Genomic DNA, 17,189 nt, shown 5'->3' on the forward strand with positions numbered 1-17,189 from the left:
AGCCCCCAATATAGGCAAAGCCGTCCTATATTTCAAACCTCAACCACAAAAAAAGCAGCCACAAGGGCTACTTTTTTCATTCGAAACAAATCGATGCTTTAACTTTGCTCAGCGGCATGCTCACGTAGAAGTTTCGCCACCCAGACCACTAAGATTAAAATTGGGATTCCAATGAGTGTGGTCAGCAAGAAGAAATTTGGATAGCCAATATTGGACACAATTGTCCCTGAATATCCACCTAGTATTTTAGGTGTCAACGTCATCAATGAACTAAAAATCGCATACTGAACAGCAGTGAAAGATACGCTGGTCAAACTTGATAGAAATGCAATAAATGCAGCACCAGCTAAACCTGATGCCAAGTTGTCGACAATAATCGCAAAATACAGCCAGTTTGAACTATATTCCTTAATCACCTTCCCTTTAACTTCTAACTGCCCATCAACTGCTTTATTCAAATTAATCGGTTGAAGATCAAAATCTAAAGTTACAGATTTTGCAGCTGCGGGATCCACCTGATAATTCAGCGCAGTGTGTTGTTGCGCACGCTCATTTTGCATCAATATGGCATTCAGCTTTTTAGAGTTTGAATCAAGAAGCAGTTGAGCAGGGATTGCTGCGCTAAACACACCTTCTTTGTCTAACTTTGCATCAAAGCTTTGACCATCTAAGCTCAATTTAATACTTTGGTTTTCAGCCAGTGTAGCAAGGTATTGACCTCGTACCACGATACTTCCTTCAGACTCTCGTTGATCAATCACGTTATCAGCCGTGATCGGAAGCAACAGTAATGCCGTAGATGCACCCGTTTGACTGATATAAGGCAATGTGACCGAGACAGGCTGTGAAGTATCATTTTGAAAACTTGCCGTTGCAGTTAGACGTTCATTTGCCTGAAGCTGCTCAACAGGAACCTTAATTGCCCATGCACCAGTCTCATCTGCTTGAGCTTTAAAACTTTGCTCACCAACATTGATCACAACATCATTTAAAGGTTGTCCTGATTTGACCAAACCAATAAAGATGAGATTGGTTGAACTGGCCAAGATTGCTCCGACAAACATCAACTTCATGATGTTCATGCGCTGCGCCAGTAGTCCTCCTAAAAATCCACCCACCAAACTAAAAATCACCCCATAAACTTTTACCGCTTCGGCAATCTGTTCTTTGGTAAAGTTTAAGTCTTGATAGAACACATTGGAGATCACACCTGCAATAATGTCGGAAATACGGTAAAAACCAATCAACAATAGCAATACCAACGCCAATTTCACGCCATAACGCTTAAAGAAGTCAGCAACAGGATTTACCCATGTTTCATAGGCCATTTGTTTGTTCACAGCGCCCATTTTGACAAGGCTTGAACCCACCATAAATGCAACCGCACCAGAGCCAATAAAACGTAAAGCTTCAAAACAAAACAATGCAAAACTATCTTTGATCGTCCAGAGCTGGATCAGCATTTCTGTTAACTTGCCTGAGTAAACATAACTCAGCACAAAACTCACCACAGATACAAAGAAAACCGCCACTAAACGATAATAATCTACGCGTTTATATTCTTTACGTACCCGATCAACTTGTGGCTCACGTATACATAAAGTGGTTGCGATCCCGACCAACATGACCGCCGCCATTGCCAAATACGTCCACTTCCATGCCTCATAAATATAGTTGCCCTTGGCTGTACCCAAATAAGCTGCTAAAAATAACGCACCTGCACCCGCAACGATCATGCCGATGCGGTAGCCTGCGTTATAAGTTGAAGCCAAAACCGTTTGCATTTGTGTTTCTGCTAGCTCAATACGATAGGCATCAATCACAATATCTTGTGTTGCAGCAGAAAAACCTAAAAGCACTGCACCCGCAGCCATTTGATAAAGATAGCTCTGACCAAGAGACGGATCTGAAAAAGCCATGATAGAAATGGCACAGATAATTAACAGTTGCGCGATCAATAACCATGCACGGCGACGACCCAATAATTTGGTCAACACTGGTACAGGTAATTCATCTACCAAAGGGGCCCAAACAAATTTGAATGAATAACCCAGAGCAGCCCAACTAAAAAAAGTCACAGCGCTCTTATCGATACCTGCTTCACCTAGCCATAAAGATAAGCTCGAGAAAATTAACAGGATTGGGATACCTGCTGAGAAACCCAAAAACAGCATGATCAACGCACGGCGATCTAAAAATGCAGTAAAGGCGGATTTCCATCCTGAAGATTGTGTTGTCATTACGTTTTTGTTGTCTTAAAACCAATGCTGCTATTCAAACCCTTAATACAATTTGTTTCAACCTGATTTATAAAATCAATGTTCTATTTTTGTCGACAAACACTGCGACTTTGCTTGATCTTTTGCATTAAACCTGTATACCTTTAAGTTTCTAACGCAATCTTTAGTTTCGGATTTCAAAGTGACCCAAAAACACGATCAAATGAGCTCTTCTTTATCTGTACCTGCATTAAATAGTCAAGAAAATCCAGAAAACAACCTTAGTTCAGCATTTGACCAACCCGAAATTCAAACGACCTTAGCAAAGACACAACTTCAAGCAGAGCAACTGACGCACACCCCTGCTCTGGATAAGATTCCAGCCTCAACCCGTCGTATTAAACCGCTCAATAATTTTTTAGGGCAAGACCGCGCACGTGCTTCAGTTGAAGCAGGTATTTCCTTACCTTATTCTGGCTATAACATCTTTGCCGTAGGGACAGCTGGCTTGGGCAAGCGCACCATGGTCAAGCGTTTACTACAACAACACGCCAAAAATATGCCGACACCGAACGATTGGGTTTACGTTTATAATTTTAAAAGCCCACGTCAACCGATTGCTTTAGAATTACCTGCGGGTCAGGCGGTAAAATTTCAAACCATGTTACATCAAACATGGCAAACCACTTTAAAGCAGCTCGAACGCCGCTTTACTGCTGAAACCTACCACAACCGTATAGAAGCCATTCGCCAACAAACAGGTGATGTTCAGCAACAAGCCTTGATTGAATTGACCCAAGAAGGCGAAGAACTCGACCTCAAACTGATCTCCCGTAATGATGAACACTGCTTTATCCCTGTCCAGTATGTAGACGATAAAGTATTGGAAATGACGCAGGCCGACATCAATGCTTTAAGCTCTAAAGAACGTTCTGAAATTAATGCCAATATACGCCACATGGACAAAAAACTTGAGCGTTTAGGCATGCATTTAGGCGACTTGGAGGAGGATGCCCGCGATAAGGTTCAAGTGTTGAACCGCGATATTGCCAAGCAAGTTTTGTTGCCTAAAGTCGAACAGTTACTCAGTAAATTTGCTGAGGTTGAAGGCTTAAAAGACTATTTAAAATATTATGCTGAAGACATTATTAACAATGTCGAAGTGGTGCTCGAACAAGAAGAAGATGACTTTACGCCTGGCCTGTTTAGTCGTATCCCTTCGCGCTACCAAGCCAATGTCATTGTGTCACATAAACCCAATGCTGGCGCACCGGTTATTTTTGAAGACTTCCCAACACACTACAATTTGCTTGGCCATGTAGAGCAACTGACTCAACATGGCACCATTACTACAGACTTTACCTTAATCCGCCCGGGGACATTGCATAAAGCCAATGGTGGTTTTTTAATGTTAGAAGCAGAACAACTGCTTGAACAGCCTTATGCATGGCAAGGTCTAAAACGTGCTTTAAAATCAGGCCAATTAAAACTTTCTTCACTTGAGCATATGTTGACACTGACAGGAAGTATCTCAATTGAACCTGAGGCAATCCCGCTGAATTTGAAAGTAGTTTTACTGGCTGAGCCTGAAATTTACTATGAAATACTCGAAGTAGAGCCTGAGCTTGGCAGTGTCTTTAAAATCCGTGCCGACTTTACTGATACGTTGCAGCGTAATGAGGTGAATGAACAAGCCTATATGCAGCTGATCGCAGACTATGTACAGGCCGATAAATTACTTCCTTTCGATCGATCTGCGCTTTCTGCACTTTTAACTGATTCTAGCCGTCAAGCCGAAGATCAAAGCTCCTTATCTCTACATGCCCTCACATTGGGTGATTTGATTCGTGAGGCGCATCATCACGCCTTTCAATCAGGCGATAAAATGGTCTCGGATCAACACATTAATATGGCATTAGATCATCGCAAATATCGCTTAGGCTATTTACGTGAGCTCTATTGGCAGGATTTGTCACGTGGTACGCAGCTCATCGAAACACGCGGACACCGTCTCGGTCAAATTAATGCACTTTCGGTCATTCACTATGCAGATGTTGAGTTTGGCTTACCATCACGTTTAACAGCCTCTGTGTATCAAGGCGGTGGTGATATTCTGGATATTGAGCGTAGCGTCGAACTCGGTGGCTCTCTGCATGCGAAAGGTGTGCTATTGATGTCATCGTTCTTAAAAGCACATTTCGGGCGTGAGCAAACGCTACACTTCTCTGCCGCACTTGCCTTTGAACAAAGCTATGGCCAAGTCGATGGTGACAGTGCTACGGTTGCAGAGCTGTCTGCTTTAATCTCTGCAATTAGTCAGCTACCGATTGATCAGTCTTGGGCGATTACTGGCTCAATGAACCAATTGGGTCAAGTTCAACCAATTGGTGGTGTCAATGCTAAAATTGAAGGTTTCTTTGATGCATGTAAACTTCAAGGTTTAACTGGTAAGCAAGGTGTGATTATTCCACGTCAAAATATGCAGCATTTAATGTTACGTAAAGACGTGATTGAAGCGGTTTCAAATGGCCAGTTCCACATTCATGCTATAGATACGATTGATCAAGCGCTTGAACTACTTATGGCTCGACCAGTCGGCACTTTAGACAAGAAAGGACGCTATACCAAGAAGTCTATTTATGCGGCGGTGATGGATCAGCTAGATTATTGGCAAGCCATTGAAGATGGTGCTGAGTTTGAAGAAGAGCCGAAGAAAAAGAAAAAAAAGAAGAAGGACAAAAAAAAGGCAAAAGCTGAAAAGAAGACCGTTGCAACTGAAAATGCAGCGGAACACACTTCTGAAGCCATAAGCACAGTAACTACAGCGGATTAACCCTTTCCCTCAAACAAAAAAAAAGCGCCTCAATGGCGCTTTTTTTACAACTGAAGATTAAGCTTCAGGTGCTGGACTATGCTGCTCAACTAAAGGTTGTAATTCACCTTTTTGGAACATGTCTAGAATAATGTCACTACCACCAATCAACTCACCGTTGATCCATAACTGTGGGAATGTAGGCCAGTTTGCAATTTGTGGTAACAAAGCACGAATATCTGGATTTTCAAGAATATTCACATAAGCAAACGGACGACCAATTTGACTAAGCGCTTCTACAGCACGTGCAGAGAAACCACATTGTGGAAACTGTGGGGTGCCTTTCATATAAAGAAGTACAGCGTGTTTTGCAATTTGGTCACGAATTAACGCTTCGGTATCGCGTGCTTGTTCAGTCATTGATCAATCCTCAACTAATCTAACCCGCATTATACCCAAAACGTAGAAAAACAGTATGCCTAAAGCAATATTTCGACTTTTATTTAGATTTAGGCTTTAAAACTACAAGCATAATTGCTTAATATTGGATTTCACTTACCCTCTAACAGATAAGAGTTAGTCATGAATAACATTACCCTTGCTCCTGTACAAACTGATCAACCCTCTCATTTGATGCCAGTATTTGGCCGTCAGCCGATCAGCTTTGTCCGAGGTCGAGGCTCTTATCTGTACACAGAAGATGGTACTGAATACTTTGATGCGCTAACGGGTATTGCAGTCTGTGGTTTAGGCCATGCTCATCCTGTCATTGCAGAAGCGATTGCAGAACAAGCTGCAACGCTCATTCATACTAGCAACTTGTTTGAAGTGCCTTGGCAAACGGCTGCAGCACAAAAACTTGCTGAAGTTGCTGGCATGGAAGAAGTGTTCTTTTCAAACAGTGGTGCAGAATCCAATGAAGGTGCAATCAAAATTGCCCGTAAATTTGGCTACATGCAAGGCATTGCCAATCCAAAAATCATTGTTGCAGAGCACTCATTCCATGGGCGTACCATGGCAACTTTATCGGCAACAGGCAACAAAAAAGTCCAAGAAGGCTTTGGCCCATTGGTTGAAGGTTTTATTCGTGTCCCATTCGGCGACATTGAAGCCATTGAAGAAGCTGCAATCCATCATCCTGACATTGTCGCAATCTTTGTCGAACCAATTCAGGGCGAAGGTGGGGTCAACACTGCTCCGCAAGGCTTTAGCTACTTGGAAGAGATTCGTCAGATCTGTAATCAGCATAACTGGCTGATGATGTTGGACGAAGTTCAAACTGGTAATGGCCGTACAGGCGAATACTTTGCCTACCAACACACCAACATCATTCCTGATGTACTCACCACAGCCAAAGGTTTAGGCAATGGTTTTCCCATTGGTGCGGTGATGACTCAAGGTCGTGGTGTAGGCGTGCTGACCGCAGGTAACCACGGTTCAACATATAGTGGCTCAGCATTGGGTTCACGTGTGGTATATACCATCATCGACATTATGCAAAAAGAAAATATTGTTCAAAATGCGGCTGAACAAGGTGCGTACATCGTAGAACAGCTGCGTAAGCAACTTGCCGATCAAAATGTGATTGTCCGTGGCTTTGGTTTGATGATTGGTGTGGAGCTACCAAAAGCATGTGGTGACTTGGTCAACATCGCTCGTGATGAATACCACACCATTATTAACGTTACTGCGGGTTCTGTGGTGCGTTTACTGCCGACCTTGAATATTACCAAAGATCAGGCGGATCAACTGATTGAACGTCTAGTGAAAATGATTAAAGCGTACTTAGCTTAAAACAAAAAAGTCTGGTTCTAAAATTGCTTTTTGCATATTTCGGAACCAGACTTTTAAGTTGAATCGGCCAACTAAATATTAAAGTTTTGGATCACGCATTTGAACCAAACTTGCATTGGTTTTAGTTAAGGTTTCTATCACTTTATTCATGACTGCTGGTACCAAGGCATCTGCCATTTGCGCAGCTTGTAAGCCTAACTTCTCACCTAAAGTCGGTTTCTTACGCGTTGAGATGACATAAACATCATGATCGGTCAGCAAATTAAGCAAATAAGCATCTGAAGTTTGTAACTGATCGACCAAATTCAAATCTAAAGCATCTTGACCATACCAGTGCTCACCTGTCGCTACTTTCTCAACATTGAGTTGTGGACGGTATTTTTCAACAAAGTGTTTAAACAGCACATGCGTCTGTTGTAACTCTTCTTCAAACTTCGCCTTACCTTCTGCTGTATTTTCACCAAACATCGTCACTGTACGTTTATATTGTCCTGCTGTGTACAATTCAAAATCGATATTGTGTTCTTTTAGCAGACGATTAAAGTTAGGGACTTGCGCGACTACACCAATTGAACCAACAACCGCAAAAGGTGCAGCAATAATCTGATTGGCGATACATGCCATCATATAACCGCCACTCGCTGCAACTTTATCGACACAGATAGTGAGATTGAAACCTGCATCACGTAAACGTACCAATTGTGCAGCAGCCAAACCATAACCATGCACCATACCGCCCGGGCTTTCTAAACGCACCACAACGCGATCACGCCCTGCTTTGGCTGTCGCTAAAATCAAGGTGATTTCTTCACGTAAGCTTTCTACCGCTGTTGCCGCAGTATCACCTTTAAAATCTAGAATATAAACTTTTTGATTGGCCTTTTTACGGTGACGCGACTCTTTCGCTAACTGCTGAGTCAGCTGCAATAACTCTAATTTAGAGGCTGTTGTTTGCGCAATTTTTTTACGTTGTTCATTGATGCGCGCATTTAAATGCGTAATTCGAATTTCAGCGGGAAGTTTCGGTAAATGAAATAACATAGAAATTATATTCTCTAAAATAATACGTCGATATATGACCTAGATTAGGTCAATGGCATTTTTTTTCAATAGCCATTTTTTGTTTTATTCTGTAATGCGTTATCTTTCACATTTAATCATTTACAAGATGAGTCAATATCTCAGACAGCACATCTTCGCATCTATTGTCCAATATGACTGCAATACGCAATGTCCATCATCATAGCTATTTAATCACCAAAATAAATACTCGCTCATAAAAAAACAGAGCACTTAGGCTCTGTTTTTTCAAATATTTCAAGTTGTGCGTATTAACCGAAACGACCTGTAATATAGGCTTCAGTTAACTGATGATCTGGCTGAGTGAAGACTTTCTCGGTTGAGTTCACTTCAATCAAGTCACCTAAATGGAAGTAAGCGGTACGGTCTGATACACGTGCAGCCTGCTGCATCGAGTGTGTCACAATTGCAATCGTATACTGCGTTGAAAGCTCAGAAATAAGCTCTTCCACTTTCGCTGTTGCAATCGGGTCAAGCGCTGAACATGGCTCATCCATCAGAATCACTTCTGGACTTACCGCAATGGTACGTGCAATACATAAACGCTGCTGCTGACCACCCGACAAGCCCGTGCCCGGTTGGTTTAAACGGTCTTTGACTTCGTCCCAAAGGCCCGCTTTACGTAAGCTGTTTTCTACAATTTCTTCTAAGTCATACTTATCACGCGCCAAACCATGCAGTTTAGGGCCATAAGCCACGTTATCAAAAATTGACTTTGGGAATGGGTTTGGTTTCTGGAATACCATACCTACTTGAGCGCGAAGCAGTACCACATCTAGGTTTGGGTCATAAATATCTTGATTATCCAACATCACTTTACCCGTCACACGACAGCTATCAATGGTGTCGTTCATACGGTTCAAAGTACGCAAGAAGGTCGATTTACCGCAGCCTGATGGCCCAATAAATGCAATCACTTCATTTTCGTAGATATTCAGATCAATCCCTTTAATCGCTTCAGCTTCGCCATAGTAAACATGTACATCTGAAGTGCTGAGTTTGACTTGTCCTTGTGCCTGATCTTTCTTAGCAGAAGTCTGTGTATCAAACTGCGACACAAAAGAAGTACCCTGCTGACCTGAGGTCGTATTCGGGTTTGTAAATTGAGTGTGTTCTTGATTCACTGTTTGATCCTGATCTAAGGAATTTTTAACAACGGTATTCATATTTTGCCCTCACTTACCAACGGACTTCAAATTTCTTACGTAACCAAATTGCAATACTGTTGAGTCCAATCATCATTGCAAGCAGAACAATAATCGCGGCCGCTGTACGCCCTTCGAAGAAGTTACGCAGCTCATTACCTTGCCATAAATACACTTGTACAGGTAAAGCAGTTGCTTGATCAAATGGAGTTGTAGGCACGCTTGCAACGAATGCGCTCATACCAATTAAAAGCAGCGGTGCAGTCTCACCCAAAGCATGTGCAATCCCGATAATTGAACCTGTCATGATGCCCGGTAACGCCAAAGGTATAACATGATGGAATACGGTTTGTACACGTGAAGCACCGAGCCCTAAAGCTGCCTGACGAATTGAAGGTGGTACAGCTTTCAACGATGCACGTGTCGTAATAATCACCGTCGGTAAAGTCATTAGGCTGAGTACCAAACCACCAACCAATGGCGCAGAAAGTGGTAAATGCATCCAGCCAATAAAGATCGCAGCACCGAGCAAACCAAAAACAATTGATGGAACTGCTGCAAGGTTGTTAATGTTGACTTCAATGACATCAGTGATCCAGTTTTTAGGTGCAAATTCTTCGAGATAAATTGCAGATGCCACACCAATTGGGATCGCAATAATAATCACGATCAGCATCATGAACAGCGACCCCATGAATGCCCCTGCTAAACCTGAAGTTGCAGGAGAACTACGTGAGTCTGGACTGACAAAAATGTTGGTATTAAAAGTATTTTCCATTACTCCCGAAGCTTTCATTTCATCGGCAAGTTGACGAACTTCTGGACTCAGCTGTTGCTGTTCGTCAGGCAAACTACGGTCAATATTTCCTGCAAGCCACACATCAACGTTTGCATCAGCAAGCACTTTAATATCTTCTTTTTTACCGACCAATAATGGATCATTCATCACCATATCACGCAAGCGATACGCTTCTGAACTGGTATACAAAGACGCTAAATCATCGCGTTTAGAAGCAAGTGCTGGGTCTTTTGCAATCATGGCATTCACGATTAAAGCATCCCAATCCACCATTCCGACTTCAGTTTGCCAAGCGATAAAACGCTCTTCAAACTGCGCTGGAGACTCTCCTGAGCGCTGTACAGGTTTTGGCCCTGTCGTGATAATGGCAGGGTCAAAGTATACTGGTAAACTCATGCTACTTTGCCAAAATGCAGGCAAACCTTTCGCTAAAATACTGCCGAAAAGAAGTACAACAAAGAATAAACCTGCAATCACGGCCGAGAAACCAAAGAAACGAAAGGTTTTTTCTTTACGGTGGCGCTTTGCCAATGAATTACTGATCGTTTGCTTACGCTTTTCTCGTAATTCTGCCGCATGTTGTGGATCAAATACTTGATCTGCTGTGCTATTAGAAGTCGTCATTAGTCGTACTGCTCACGATATTTACGCACGATGTACAGTGCAATAATGTTTAAACCTAAAGTGATGACAAACAGAGTTAAACCTAGCGCAAATGCCACCAGCGCTTGTGGGCTCGCAAAGTCCGTATCACCCGTAAGCTGTTTAACAATCGTTACTGTCACAGTTGAAACCGCTTCGAAAGGATTACCATGCAGTAGAGGACTGTTCCCTGCTGCTAAAACCACAATCATGGTTTCACCTACAGCCCGAGATACAGCAAGTAGAAATGCCCCTGTAATACCAGGCAATGCAGCTGGTAATACCACTTGACGGATGGTTTCAGACTTTGTCGCACCTAAGCCCAATGAACCATCACGCAATGCACGTGGCACCTGTGTGATAATGTCATCTGACAGTGAAGATACAAAGGGAATAATCATGATGCCCATGACGAAACCCGCTGTGAGTGCACTGGTTGTATTGATTTCAATACCAACCGTCTCACCCAACATTTTAAAGAATGGACCAATGATCATCAGTGCAAATACACCGTAAACAATGGTTGGAATCCCTGCGAGCACTTCAATGGTCGGTTTCGCCCATGCACGGAAACTTGGTGATGCATATTCAGCAAGATAGATCGCGATCATTAAACCCACTGGGACCGCAACCAAGAGTGCAATACCACTAACCATTAGGGTGCCCCAAAGTAGTGGCAGTAAACCATAGCTACCTTCAGCATTGCCTGAAGTACTAAATCCTGGATCCCAAACTGTACCAAAGAAAAAGTCGAGTGGACTCACAAATTGGAAGAATCGCATCGCTTCGCTGAACATCGACATCACGATACCAATCGTGGTTAGAATCGCGACACCAGAACAGAGCGCAAGTGCAACATTAATGGTTTTCTCAACTTGGTTACGAGCGCGGAACTGAGTTGCAATGCGTTTTTTTGCAGCGACTAAACCTGCCAGTGCCGCACAAATCACCACTGCAATTTTGGCAAATGTACCAATGCTTTGAAACTTCGCCAGTTGCTCCGCAGCAGCAAGCTCATACGCGGCTGGTGTATCTGTTACACCAAAACCTGAAGCAATCGCTTCCACACGGTTGATCAACACATCCGTACTAGCAGCATCTAAGGTTGCAGCGACTTGTGCTGGCACGTGATTTAACACCACATGGTTCAAAACATTTGGTTCAACAATATTCCAAACAATCAAAATTAAAAAAGCAGGGATACCACACCACAAAGCCACTAACGCACCGTAATACCCCGGACGTGAGTGTAATTTTGCAGAATTATTTCCCTTACCTGCTAAGTTACGGCTCTGACTTAAGCCCATTTGATAGGCTATGGCAATCAGTGCCAATAACACACCTATAAGTAGCAGATTCATGTATTCTCCACGGTTCTTTCAATTTTCATTATTTGAAAAAACTTAATCCTAGTAAAAAACGTCAAAGGTAGGACTTGCCTACCGTTGACTGTTTCTACGCTTAATTACTTAACCGCTTTGCCTGCTTTGAAGTTCGCAAGAACTGCTGCACGCTCTTTGTCTGACATTGAGATCAAACCAGCACGCTCAAGCTTAGAACCTTTACCTGATACTTTCTTGCTGATGAAGTATTCAGTGAATTCTTTTAAGCCTTTGATTGATTTCAAATGCTCGCCTTTCACGTAGAAGAATAGTGGGCGAGAAACTGGGTATGAACCATTCAAAATAGTCTTTTCAGATGGTACAACATTGTTCACTGTCGCTACACGTAACTTGTCACGGTTTTGGTCATAGAAACCTAAACCAAACACACCCACTGCGCTAGGCGACGTTTTTAAGCGCGCTAAAGTTTCAGTGTAGTCACCCGCAATCTCAATCACTTTGCCGTCTTTACGGAAAGTTGAACATGCTTTCTTTTGTGCATCTTTATTCATTGCTTTGATTGCAGCATAAGTTTCGCAGCCTGCATCAACCATTTTTTCTTGGAACACTTCACGTGTACCGTGGTTTGATGCTGGAATCACTAAAGTGATTGGTTCGTTTGGAAGGCTTTTGTCAATTTGGTTCCAACGTGTATATGGGTTTGCAACCATTTTACCGTTAGATGGTAACTGCGCTGCTAAAGCTGCATAGACGTGCTGTGGACGTAATTTGTATGCTGCTTTGCTTGCATTTGAAGCAAATACAATACCGTCATAACCAATTTTGATTTCGATCACTTGGTTCACACCAGCTTTCTTACAAGCAGCTAATTCTGTATCTTTAATTTTACGAGATGAGTTTGCGATATCAATTGTGTTATCACCCACACCATTACAGAACTGTTTCAAGCCACCTGAAGAACCGCCAGAACCAACAACTGGTGCTTTAAATTGTGGAAAGGTATTGCCAAACTCTTCAGCAACAATACTTGCATACGGTAAAACTGTTGAAGAACCCGCAATTTGAATTGTGTCACGAGCTGCGTTTGCCGTAGTTGCTACAGCTGCCCCAGAAACTACTACTGCAAGTGCGATATGGTTTAAGCGCATATTTGTTATCTCACATATTAAACATTTTGGAGTACGCCACTTTTTATTCAGTCTTGTACTTTTTTGGATAACTGCATTTTGATTTCAGAATATGACAAGCAAGTTACAGCATTGTGACACTTTCATGATGTTTATTTTTATTTGTCCATGATTCGTTACACTTTGTTCAATTTCACCCAGTTTAAACACCTAAAGAATTTTTCTTATTCCGATATACCGAGAGTGCGTAATTCATTTTACATCAACATCTTTTACGCTTTTATAAAAAATAAAACACATTTAGAATCAGTACATAAAGCAAAAAAAATTCCATAGATTTTGATTTCTTTAACATTGAATAGCCCTTCTAATCTATAAAAATTTGCGTATACCCATATGCAGAATCCATATAAATTTTCGCCATTTGTCAGAATTTCATAACCTATAAATGACAAATGAGTGGTGTCATATTTAGAAAATTGAGCGTCATTTAGGTCTTAATTTTTACCTTTTATCCCCCATTTATTTCTTAGAAAATAGCATACTCATCTTGAATACGAGAGCAAATCTATGACTTTTTAGACTCAGGTACCTTTCTTATTTTTAGAAATATTTGTCCGAATAATGGGTATTTCTGATGACACCACTTTATCTTTTTTCTAAAAGATAGCTCAAAGAAGGAGATTTTGGGTTTCTCCTCCCCTTACTGCCGCCTTAACCATTCATTTTTCGTAAGAAGCGTGACAAGTCATATGAGTGCGACATTTCCCATGACAGCTAGCCAAACACGTTTATTTACCCCAATTTCCCGTGATTATGACAAGAATTTTCCTGTCGTGCAGGTCATACCTTTAACTTGAAAATTCGTGAAGAAAATCATTTGCTTGTTGAAAATCAAAAGCCCGAATATTTAGCTTTAGTCTTAACTATTGAAGTTCATTTTCCTGAAAATCATAATTCAAGCAGATATCGAAAACGACTCCATAGAAAAATAAATCATCTCCAACATAATTAAAATTAGAAACTTAGCCAGTGATGTTATGTTCTTTAATATTTAGAACACATAAAAAAGGAGCTGATATCAGCTCCTTTTTTAACACAAACAATCGATTAAGCAATTGCAGGTGTATAGGTTCCATCTGCGATTGAACCTTTGATACGATCCGCTTCTGCAAGGACAAGACCAAGCAGGTTCTTCACGTTATCTAAAGTCGCAACTGGACTTAAAGTCGTCATTTTCAAAGATTGATTTTGACCTACTTTAGTTACGCCAATATTCGCTTCACCACGTGCAAACAATTCATCTGCAACGTTTTGGTTTAAGGTATCAAGCAATTCTACTGGATAGCCTTCTGGAACCACACGGAACAATACAGATGCAAATTGTGGATCAACCAACATCTCTAAACCAGCAGTTGCATTGATATAATCAGCAACGTCACGAGTTAAAGTAACGCCATGATCAATCATAGAACCATACAGTTCTTCACCAAGCGCTTCAACAGTCATCCAAAGCTTCAACGCGTCAAAACGACGTGTGGTTTGAAGTGACTTAGACACGAGGTTAGGCACGCCATGCTCTTCGTCATAAGCAGAGTTTAAATACTCAGCTTCATAGTGCATGAAACGATAATTCGCTTCGTCTTTTAGTAAGAACGCACCACAAGAGATGGTTTGGAAGTAATGCTTATGGAAATCCAGCGTAATTGAGTCAGAAAGCTCAATACCATCCAACATATCGCGATGATTGTTCGATAAGATTAAAGCACCACCCCACGCCGCATCGATGTGCATCCACGCGCCATATTTGTTGGTGATTTCACGAATTTGCTTCAGTGGATCAATTGCGCCTGCATCGGTCGTACCTGCAGTTGCAACTACACACGCCACGATTTTACCTTCAGCTTGAAGGTGAGCCATGGTTTTTTCAAGTGCATCCACATCCATCTGCGCGTTCTCGTTCACAGGAACGGTCACGACTGATTGGAAGCCCATGCCCATCATCGCCATGTTCTTTTGCACAGAGAAGTGTGCATTTTCAGAACAAATAACTTTGACGTTGCGCATCGCATCGCCCGGCACACCATCACGCTGTACAGACCACGGATTACCGTTTTCGTCTTTCCAGTTTTTCGCAATACATGCATCACGTGCAAGCAGTACACCCATCAAGTTTGACTGTGTACCACCAGAAGTGAACACACCAGCTTGACCTGCACCATAACCCACTTTTTGACGAAGCCAGTCAATCAACTGAACTTCCATCAATGAACCTGCAGGACTTTGGTCCCACGAATCCATCGATTGATTCGTTGCATTAATCAGCACTTCAGCAATTTGACTGGTCACCATAGTTGGACAGTGCAAGTGCGCGAGCGAGTGCGGGTGATGGACTTTTAAGCTTTTGTTTAAGAAAAGCTCAACCATACGTTCAAGTGACTTTTGTACACCCAAACCTTCTTTAGAAGGATTAAATGCAATCGCACTGCGGAGCTCTTTAATGCTACCGCCCGTGTACATTTTGTCGTTTTGCAACCATGCTGCAACTGCTTTAGTCGCTTGGTCCATTGCTGACGAGTAGTCAGCAATAGATGCAGCATCATTGCAGAGTAACGCCTTACGGTGTTCTGCAAAATCAACCATGATTACGCGCCTCGAGTTGCAACAAGTGCTTCAGCAATTGCTTTCTTGAAGCGAGAAACCGCTTCAACACATTCATCATGAGTGATGATAAGTGGGCAAAGTAAACGAATGACTGTACCGTTACGGCCACCTTTTTCTAACAACAATTTGTTGTTAAAGCATGCCGCTTGAATCGCTGCTGCCAATTGACCATCTGCAGGTAAAGACCCCATATGATCCGCTGGTTTACGCTCATCAACAATTTCAACACCAATCATCAAACCACGGCCACGCACATTACCGATACATGGGAACTCTTGAGCAAGCTTTTTAAATTCAGCTTGTAAGAAATCACCACGTTCTTGTGCATTTTGCGCAAGGTTTTGTTCTTTGATGGTTTTGATCGTTGCAAGACCAGTACCCATTGCCAATTGGTTACCACGGAAAGTACCCGTGTGACCTGCTGGCTGCCAAGCATCAAACTTACGTTTAATACCTAATACAGCAAGTGGTAAGCTACCACCAACGGCTTTAGACATCACCACTACGTCAGGTTCAATACCCGCATGTTCAAATGCGAACATTTTGCCTGAACGTGCAAAGCCTGCTTGAACTTCGTCAAGAATCAACACAATGTTGTGTTTTTCAGTCACTTCGCGGATTTTTTTCAACCATTTGGTCGGCGCTGTGACCACACCGCCTTCACCTTGAATTGCTTCAAGAATGACAGCAGCTGGCTTGGTTACACCACTTTCAACATCTTCAATGAAGTTTTCAAAGAAATACGTCAAAGCATCCACACCCGCTTCACCACCTAAACCAAGTGGGCAACGGTATTCATGCGGATACGGCATAAATTGAACGCCTGGCATTAAACCATTTACAGCATTTTTCGCAGACAGGTTACCTGTCATTGCAAGAGCGCCGTGCGTCATACCATGGTAACCGCCAGAGAAACTAATCACTGTGCTACGACCGGTATACGTCTTCGCTAATTTAATTGCTGCTTCCGTGCCATCTGCACCAGATGGACCACAGAACTGTAAACAATACTCTTCCTTACCGCCTGGTAATTGTTCAAGTAATGCTTCAGTAAATGCATCTTTTAAAGGTGTCGTTAAATCCAAAGTATGTAAAGGAAGACCACTTGCAAGTGTATCTTGAATACTTTGAATTACCGCAGGATGATTATGGCCCAAAGCCAATGTTCCTGCCCCAGCTAAACAATCGAGGTACTCTGTACCTTCAACATCAGTAACCCAGCAGCCTAATGCTTTGGCTATCGCTAACGGTAATTTCCGTGGATAGCTACGAACATTGGATTCCATCTGACTTTGGCGAGTCAAATAGTATTCGTTAGTAGTATTAGTGGCAGGGTTTACAGAAGAAACGCTCATATCGAATTACCATCTCTGATATGGGTTGAAAGAAATAAGTCGGGTGACTTTTGGTCCTTTGACTCGGCGCTTTATAAATCTAGTCAGATAGCGTTTGGATACTTCATAACTAGGAGGCGGATGATACAGAAATTTTCAATAAAATAAACAGCTTTTGGACATTATCTGCCAGAAATTTACTAAAAAAATATATCATGCCAAACCATAGC

11 protein-coding genes are annotated in these 17,189 nt (G+C 42.2%); 2 read left to right on the top strand and 9 right to left on the bottom strand.

Features of this window, described 5'->3' with window-relative positions; genetic code table 11:
* Window positions 1-98: 98 nt before the first annotated feature.
* A complete protein-coding gene (locus HUK62_RS10455) occupies window positions 99-2,240 on the bottom strand; it encodes an MFS transporter (RefSeq protein ID WP_126036137.1) in 2,142 nt (713 codons plus the stop codon).
* Window positions 2,241-2,421: 181 nt separating this feature from the next.
* Here HUK62_RS10455 and HUK62_RS10460 point away from each other — a divergent pair, with 181 nt between their 5' ends.
* Complete coding sequence (locus HUK62_RS10460; RefSeq protein ID WP_176537814.1) at window positions 2,422-5,052, top strand: ATP-binding protein; 2,631 nt, start codon at window positions 2,422-2,424, stop codon at window positions 5,050-5,052.
* A gap of 57 nt (window positions 5,053-5,109) precedes the next feature.
* On the opposite strand, the gene grxD is transcribed toward HUK62_RS10460, so the two are convergent.
* Complete coding sequence (grxD, locus tag HUK62_RS10465; RefSeq protein WP_004693588.1) at window positions 5,110-5,451, bottom strand: Grx4 family monothiol glutaredoxin; 342 nt, start codon at window positions 5,449-5,451, stop codon at window positions 5,110-5,112.
* Window positions 5,452-5,613: 162 nt separating this feature from the next.
* On the opposite strand from grxD, the gene HUK62_RS10470 reads away from it, so the two are divergent.
* A complete protein-coding gene (locus tag HUK62_RS10470; protein WP_125273105.1) occupies window positions 5,614-6,825 on the top strand; it encodes an aspartate aminotransferase family protein in 1,212 nt (403 codons plus the stop codon).
* Window positions 6,826-6,903: 78 nt separating this feature from the next.
* On the opposite strand, the gene sohB is transcribed toward HUK62_RS10470, so the two are convergent.
* The 7 genes from sohB to HUK62_RS10505 form a co-directional block, all read right to left on the bottom strand.
* Window positions 6,904-7,866 (bottom strand): protease SohB, encoded by a 963-nt coding sequence (gene sohB, locus HUK62_RS10475; RefSeq protein ID WP_005399665.1) that lies wholly within the window; start codon window positions 7,864-7,866, stop codon window positions 6,904-6,906.
* Between the two features lie 290 nt (window positions 7,867-8,156).
* Entirely contained in the window at window positions 8,157-9,071 is a 915-nt protein-coding gene (gene pstB / locus HUK62_RS10480) for a phosphate ABC transporter ATP-binding protein PstB (protein WP_004693593.1), read from the bottom strand.
* 13 nt (window positions 9,072-9,084) lie between these two features.
* On the bottom strand, window positions 9,085-10,473 hold the full coding sequence (pstA, locus tag HUK62_RS10485; protein WP_176537815.1) for a phosphate ABC transporter permease PstA: 1,389 nt from the start codon (window positions 10,471-10,473) through the stop codon (window positions 9,085-9,087).
* A complete protein-coding gene (gene pstC, locus HUK62_RS10490) occupies window positions 10,473-11,852 on the bottom strand; it encodes a phosphate ABC transporter permease subunit PstC (RefSeq protein WP_114836611.1) in 1,380 nt (459 codons plus the stop codon). The genes pstA and pstC overlap by 1 nt, the downstream gene beginning before the upstream one ends.
* Window positions 11,853-11,956: 104 nt before the next feature.
* Entirely contained in the window at window positions 11,957-12,982 is a 1,026-nt protein-coding gene (locus HUK62_RS10495) for a substrate-binding domain-containing protein (protein ID WP_176537816.1), read from the bottom strand.
* Window positions 12,983-14,071: 1,089 nt separating this feature from the next.
* Window positions 14,072-15,604 (bottom strand): aspartate aminotransferase family protein, encoded by a 1,533-nt coding sequence (locus HUK62_RS10500; protein ID WP_125273101.1) that lies wholly within the window; start codon window positions 15,602-15,604, stop codon window positions 14,072-14,074.
* A 2-nt stretch (window positions 15,605-15,606) separates the two neighbouring features.
* Window positions 15,607-16,980, bottom strand: coding sequence for a diaminobutyrate--2-oxoglutarate transaminase (locus tag HUK62_RS10505; RefSeq protein WP_004693606.1), 1,374 nt, complete (start codon window positions 16,978-16,980; stop codon window positions 15,607-15,609).
* Between the last annotated feature and the right edge of the window lie 209 nt (window positions 16,981-17,189).

The organism is Acinetobacter sp. NEB 394 (genome assembly GCF_013374795.1).
GTDB classification, from domain to species: domain Bacteria; phylum Pseudomonadota; class Gammaproteobacteria; order Pseudomonadales; family Moraxellaceae; genus Acinetobacter; species Acinetobacter johnsonii.

Coding starts and splice junctions, on each gene's coding strand:
- HUK62_RS10455 (WP_126036137.1), bottom strand. CDS start 2,240: ATGACAACACAATCTTCAGGATGGAAATCCGCCTTTACTGCATTTTTA.
- grxD (WP_004693588.1), bottom strand. CDS start 5,451: ATGACTGAACAAGCACGCGATACCGAAGCGTTAATTCGTGACCAAATT.
- HUK62_RS10470 (WP_125273105.1), top strand. CDS start 5,614: ATGAATAACATTACCCTTGCTCCTGTACAAACTGATCAACCCTCTCAT.
- sohB (WP_005399665.1), bottom strand. CDS start 7,866: ATGTTATTTCATTTACCGAAACTTCCCGCTGAAATTCGAATTACGCAT.
- pstB (WP_004693593.1), bottom strand. CDS start 9,071: ATGAATACCGTTGTTAAAAATTCCTTAGATCAGGATCAAACAGTGAAT.
- pstA (WP_176537815.1), bottom strand. CDS start 10,473: ATGACGACTTCTAATAGCACAGCAGATCAAGTATTTGATCCACAACAT.
- pstC (WP_114836611.1), bottom strand. CDS start 11,852: ATGAATCTGCTACTTATAGGTGTGTTATTGGCACTGATTGCCATAGCC.
- HUK62_RS10495 (WP_176537816.1), bottom strand. CDS start 12,982: ATGCGCTTAAACCATATCGCACTTGCAGTAGTAGTTTCTGGGGCAGCT.
- HUK62_RS10500 (WP_125273101.1), bottom strand. CDS start 15,604: ATGGTTGATTTTGCAGAACACCGTAAGGCGTTACTCTGCAATGATGCT.
- HUK62_RS10505 (WP_004693606.1), bottom strand. CDS start 16,980: ATGAGCGTTTCTTCTGTAAACCCTGCCACTAATACTACTAACGAATAC.